Here is a 5,479-nt window from a genome sequence, read left to right as displayed (position 1 = left end):
TGGAGCGGGTGATGGGAATCGAACCCACGTCATCAGCTTGGGAAGCTGAGGTTCTACCATTGAACTACACCCGCATTGGCGTCGGATTGTAGGCATGAGTTGGCTGCGGCGGCAAGGGCATGGGCGCTGTGCGAGCAAGGCCTTGGAGGAAGGGCTGAGGGCTGAGTGCTCAGGGCTGAGGCTCGCGACTGAAGGTTCCGTGCTTGGGCCCTAGCCCCTAGCCCCTCTCTCCGTCGTACATCCGCGCAACGACGTCCTGAAAGCGCTCCAGCACCTGATTGCGCTTGATTTTCATCGTGGGCGTCTGGAGACCGTTGTCGATGGTCCAGGGCTCCAGGGTCAGGCCCACGCGGCGGATCTTCGCATAGCCCGGAAAGTCCGCCAGCGCGTCTCGCATGCGCCGCAGCATTTCCTTCTGCAGCGTGGCATCCTCGAGGCTCGCCGGGTCTTCCGGCGCCAGGCCAAACTCGCGGGCAAGGCCGGGCCAAAGGTCGGCGTTCAATACCGCCAGCGCGCTCAGGTAAGAGTGGCCCTCGCCGATGACCATCACCTGCTCGAAGAGCGGGTCCATGCCGAGCGCCATCTCCATGTCGCCGGGCGGCACCTTCTCGCCGTTGGAGAGCACCAGGATGTCTTTGATGCGGCCGGTGATGTAAAGGTAACCGTCGTCGATGCGCGCCTGATCCCCAGTCCGCAGCCAGCCGTCGGGACCGATCATCCGGGCGGTGGCGGCGTGGTTGTTCCAATAGCCCAGCATGATCGACGGCCCCATCACCTGCAGCTCATCGTCTGGGCCGATGCGCGCCCGCATGCCCCGCAGCAGCCGGCCGACACTCTTCGGACGGTTGTCTTGCAGGGGATTCACGGAGATGACAGGGCTGGTCTCGGTGAGGCCATAGCCCTGCAGCAGCGGCAGCCCGAGGGCGATGAACACCCGTCCTACCTCGAAGGGCAGAGCCGCGCCCCCGCTCACCGCCGCGCGCATACGCCCGCCGAGCCGCGCCATGACAGGCGCCGCCACCTTGCGTCGCAGCAGGGGCCAGAGCAAGAGCTTTGGATGCCAGCGGCGCCGACCCTGGCGAACCTCGAACTGCAGCCAGCCCACGTCGACCGCCAGCGCGAACAGGCGGCGGGCGAGCTTGGAGCGGCTCTCGAGCTGGCCCTGGATGCGCTGGTAGACGCGCTCGAACACCCGAGGCACCGCGATGATGACCGTCGGGCGGATTCGCTGGAGATCGTCAGCGAGCTGGGTCACGGAGCGCGCATAAGCCACCTCCGAGCCCGCCATCATGGGCAGAAACAGGCCGCCGGTACGCTCCAAGGTATGCGACAGCGGCAGAAAAGACAGGAACACGTCCTCCTGATAGACGTCCACCGCTGTGATGCCAGCATGGGCATTGCTCAGAATGTTCTGATGGCTCAGCATCACTCCCTTGGGCCGCCCCGTGGTGCCGGAGGTGTAGACGATGGTGGCGACCGCATTGGGGTCGCCATCGCGCTGCTCCGCAGGCAGCGCATGGCGGGCATCCAGCGCCGGCAGCCAGTCCGCGGCGTCCACCGCCCGAGCATCCTGGCCCACCGGCCGACCGGCGCCCTCACGGCCGTCGACAATCACCACGCGCTGCGGCCAGGGATCGTCGTCGATAACCTCCGCAAGGCGCCGCCAGCGGTTGGCGTCCTGGATGCAGAGCAGCTTCACCGCGGCATCTTGCAGAATGTAGGCGGCGTTGTCGGCGCGGTCGTCGGTATAGAGGGGCACAGTCACCAGCCCGAGGGACAGCGCCGCCTGGTCGATGATCACCCAGTCCGGGCAGTTGCGCAGCAGAATGGCCACCCGGTCTCCGGGCTGCAGCCCTTCGGCGGCCATGGCCTCGCGCCAGCGAGCCACGGCGGCTGCCGTCTCGCGCCAGGTGAGCGCACGCCAGTCGTTGGCGCTGCGGTCGAACCAGCGGTAGGCCACACGCTCCGGCGAGCGCCGCACCCGTTGATGAAAAAGACCATCGAGCGTACGTGCCCGATCGATGGGGATCAGATCCTCGGACCAAGTCGTCAAACGTCCGTCCTCGTCTCGGTGCCGGCGCCGCGGGGCAGCGGCGGCCGGCCTCTTTGTGTGGTGCGTGGTCAACGCTGCGCGGCGCCGAGTCTATTGTAATATGGTGCGTTTAACACCCGTCCGCGATCAGCAGGCCGTCCCATGCGAATCACCGTGAATGGCGAAGCCCAGGACATCCCGGAGCACTTTCACATGTCAGCGCTCATCGAGCGCCTCGGGCTCGCCGGGCGGCGCATTGCCGTGGAGGTCAACCAGGAGCTGGTGCCGCGCAGCCGCTTTGACGCCCACCGACTGTGCGACGGCGACCGCGTGGAAATCATCCATGCCGTTGGTGGCGGCTGACGGCGTTGGGTGCGACGCGATGGAGAATCCCCTCAGCGCGCACCAAAGACGAAGACGCCGACGTGCAAGACCCTAAAGCTTCCAAGCCAGAGATCCCCATGCCTCAAGACCAAGCCATTTCATCCCGCCAGGCTGCCGGTGGCTTCAGCATCGCCGGCCGCAGCTTCAGCTCGCGGCTGCTGGTGGGCACAGGCAAGTACAAGGACATGGACGAGACCGCCCGGGCCATCGAGGCGAGCGGAGCGGAGATCGTCACAGTCGCCGTGCGCCGCAGCAATATCGGCCAGAATCCAGACGAGCCGAACATCCTGGACGTGCTGCCGCCGGAGCGCTATACCATCCTCCCCAACACCGCCGGCTGCTACGACGTGGACAGCGCTGTGCGCACCTGCCGCCTGGCGCGTGAGCTGCTGGACGGCCACAGCCTGGTGAAGCTGGAGGTGCTGGGCGACCAGAAGACCCTGTTCCCGGACGTGCTCCAGACTATCGAGGCGGCCAAGGTGCTGGTGGCCGACGGCTTCGACGTCATGGTCTACACCAACGACGACCCGATCATCGCCAAGCAACTGGAGGACATTGGCTGCTGCGCAGTGATGCCGCTGGCGGCCCCCATCGGCTCCGGGCTCGGCATCCGCAACCCCCTCAACATTCTCACCATCGTCGAGAACGCGTCAGTGCCCATCCTAGTGGACGCCGGCGTCGGCACAGCCAGCGATGCCGCCGTCGCCATGGAGCTCGGCTGCGACGGCGTGCTGATGAACACCGCCATTGCCGCCGCCAAGGACCCGGTGCTCATGGCGAGCGCCATGCGCAAGGCCATCGAGGCAGGCCGCGAGGCCTACCTGGCCGGCCGCATGCCCGCCAAGCGCTTCGCGTCGGCGTCCTCACCCATCGAGGGAACCTTCTTCTAGCGCAAGGATCGCTCCGACACGTTCCACGCCTACCGCAAGCTGCCGAGCCTGCAAGAATACGTGCTCGTGGCCCAGGACGAGCCCAGGAGCCCGACCAGCTTAATCAGCCGCGCCCTCAGCCGCCTCAAAGCTCACGTCTTCGTAGACGGCGTCCAGGTCGCAGGCGAAGTCCAGCGATGCCAGCCGCAGCTGCCCGCCCTCCGGCACGGCCTGGAACAGCCACCCGTCCTCGCGGCGGGAGAAGACCTCAACGCTGCGACTGCGCGAGTCCACCAGGACGTATTCCTCGAGCGTCTCCAGCTGGCGGTAGTGGGCGAACTTGGCGCCGCGGTCGTAACCCTCGGTCCGGTCGGATAGGACCTCGATCACGACGCTTGCGCGCTGCTTGGCCGTGCGGCGGCTTGCATCCGCCGGGTCACAGGTGACAAAGACGTCGGGGTAGAAGTAGGCGTCCGCCCGCTCGACGCGCAGCTTCATGTCGGCGATGTAGACACGGCAGGGGCCGCCGCGGACATGCGCGCGCAACAGCGCGAAGAGGTTGCCGGCGATGGTGACGTGCTCGTCGCCGGCGCCGGCCATGGCGAAGACCTCGCCGGCGATATATTCGTGCTTGATGGCCGACTCGGCCTCGCCGGCAAGGTAGTCGTCCACGGTGATGTAGGGGATTTCGGCGAGATTGGACATGGCGGGGTCCTGTCCGGCGGTTGACGCTTCGATTAAAGCACGTCCGCCGCCGCGATCAACCGCCGGGCTTCGCCAGGGCCGCAGAGAAGTCTCGGTGCAGATAGCCGTCGACGATGGTGACCTTGGCACCGAGCTCCGCGGCCCAGGCCTCCACCTCCGCCGGCTGGCGGTAGTTGAAGGTCTGGGAGGTGTCCTTGCCGTGCAGCAGGTTGAACGCGAAGCCCTTGCCGGCGGCGGCGTAGCAGCGCGTGACGGCTGCACGGGTCTCATCCAGCGTGAGATTGTTCAGCGCACCGCTGCAGACGTACCAATCGGCGGGCGGGAGCGGGTCCGACAGCACATCGGCCTGGATGATCTCGGCGCCGGTGCGCTCGCGGGCCACCTGCACCATGCGCTCGTGCAGGTCGATGCCGATGTAGCGGCCGGGCGCGTCGCCGTGCTCGTGCAGATAGAGCAGAAAGTCGCCGAAGCCGCAGCCCAGGTCCACCAGGGTGAGGCCGGCGAGGTCGTCCGGCAGCAGCTCCCGCAACACGCGGAAGCGAGTCCGTTGCGAGTCGGCGGATTGGTAATGTAAGCCCTCAGCGGTGTCACCACAGCGGGCAAGCTCCCGGTCATAGAAATCGTAGACGCTGATGCGGGGCATGGCCTGTTGTCGGCGGACCTCGGACGGTGGGAGTCGGTAGAATGGGGCGCGATCATAGCGCCGGCCGGAAGATCGCGCAGCAGCCTGACGTCAGCCATCCTCGCAGCGCCTGCACGAGCACCCTGGTTAGGCTGTTCTCATCTGCTTCGTGCTTTGTGGTGATCTCGTCATTGCCGCAAGCAGTCCCGACTCGTCCTCAAAGCAAGGCCCTTCCGTGCCTACCGTGATCGACCGAGAAGCCCCCGAAACGACCCGCCACCGGCCGGTGCGCAGCTTCGTGCTGCGCGAGGGCAGGCTCACGGCGGCGCAGGAGCGGGCCTTCGAGACCCTTTGGCCGCGCTTCGGTGTGGACTGGCAGCCGGGCGCGAGGCTGGACCCGGCGGGGCTGTTTCCCTCGCCGCAGCCGGTGGTGCTGGAGATCGGCTTTGGCAACGGCGAATCGCTGGCGGCCCAGGCGGCGGCGGAGCCCGAGCGCAATTTTCTCGGGCTGGAGGTGCACCGGCCCGGTGTCGGGCACCTGCTGCTGGCCATCGAAAAGCTTGGGCTCAACAACCTGCGGGTCATGCGCACCGACGCCCGGGCATTGCTGCAGCCGCCGCCGGAGGGCGGGCTGCCGGCCGCGAGCCTCGTCGCGGTGCAGCTCTTCTTTCCGGACCCCTGGCCCAAGAAGCGCCATCACAAGCGCCGCATCGTGCAGCCGGACTTCATGCAGGACGTCGCGCGGGTGCTGCCCCCGGGTGGCGTCTTCCACGGGGCGCCTGACTGGGCGACTTATGCCAGGCCCCAGCTTCGGGTCCCGGAGGCCCTGCCGGAGCGGTTCGACAACCCCGGCGAGCCCCGGCACTT

General features: G+C 67.2%; 6 protein-coding genes and 1 tRNA gene. 3 read left to right on the top strand and 4 right to left on the bottom strand.

Features of this window, described 5'->3' with window-relative positions:
• Positions 1–74 (bottom strand) — tRNA-Gly (locus I6U14_RS08335).
• Between the two features lie 143 nt (positions 75–217).
• Positions 218–2,053: a long-chain fatty acid--CoA ligase gene (locus I6U14_RS08330; RefSeq protein WP_296898412.1), complete on the bottom strand. Its 1,836-nt coding sequence runs from the start codon at positions 2,051–2,053 to the stop codon at positions 218–220.
• Positions 2,054–2,194: 141 nt separating this feature from the next.
• On the opposite strand from I6U14_RS08330, the gene thiS reads away from it, so the two are divergent.
• Positions 2,195–2,395, top strand: a complete 201-nt coding sequence (gene thiS, locus I6U14_RS08325; protein ID WP_296898411.1) for a sulfur carrier protein ThiS — start codon at positions 2,195–2,197, stop codon at positions 2,393–2,395.
• Between the two features lie 98 nt (positions 2,396–2,493).
• Positions 2,494–3,306, top strand: coding sequence for a thiazole synthase (locus tag I6U14_RS08320; protein ID WP_296898409.1), 813 nt, complete (start codon positions 2,494–2,496; stop codon positions 3,304–3,306).
• Between the two features lie 99 nt (positions 3,307–3,405).
• Here I6U14_RS08320 and I6U14_RS08315 read toward each other — a convergent pair whose 3' ends face one another.
• Both I6U14_RS08315 and I6U14_RS08310 read right to left on the bottom strand, forming a co-directional pair.
• Positions 3,406–3,990, bottom strand: a complete 585-nt coding sequence (locus I6U14_RS08315) for a Uma2 family endonuclease (protein ID WP_296898408.1) — start codon at positions 3,988–3,990, stop codon at positions 3,406–3,408.
• A 55-nt stretch (positions 3,991–4,045) separates the two neighbouring features.
• Positions 4,046–4,633, bottom strand: coding sequence for a class I SAM-dependent methyltransferase (locus tag I6U14_RS08310; RefSeq protein WP_296898406.1), 588 nt, complete (start codon positions 4,631–4,633; stop codon positions 4,046–4,048).
• Positions 4,634–4,847: 214 nt separating this feature from the next.
• On the opposite strand from I6U14_RS08310, the gene trmB reads away from it, so the two are divergent.
• The coding region (gene trmB / locus I6U14_RS08305) for a tRNA (guanosine(46)-N7)-methyltransferase TrmB (protein ID WP_296898404.1) at positions 4,848–5,479 on the top strand (632 nt) is incomplete at its 3' end.

This window comes from Thiohalocapsa sp. (assembly GCF_019695415.1).
Classification (GTDB): Bacteria; Pseudomonadota; Gammaproteobacteria; order Chromatiales; family Chromatiaceae; genus Thiohalocapsa.
The sequence above is the reverse complement of the archived record's forward strand: the minus strand, read 5'-3'. Positions and strand labels throughout refer to the sequence as shown.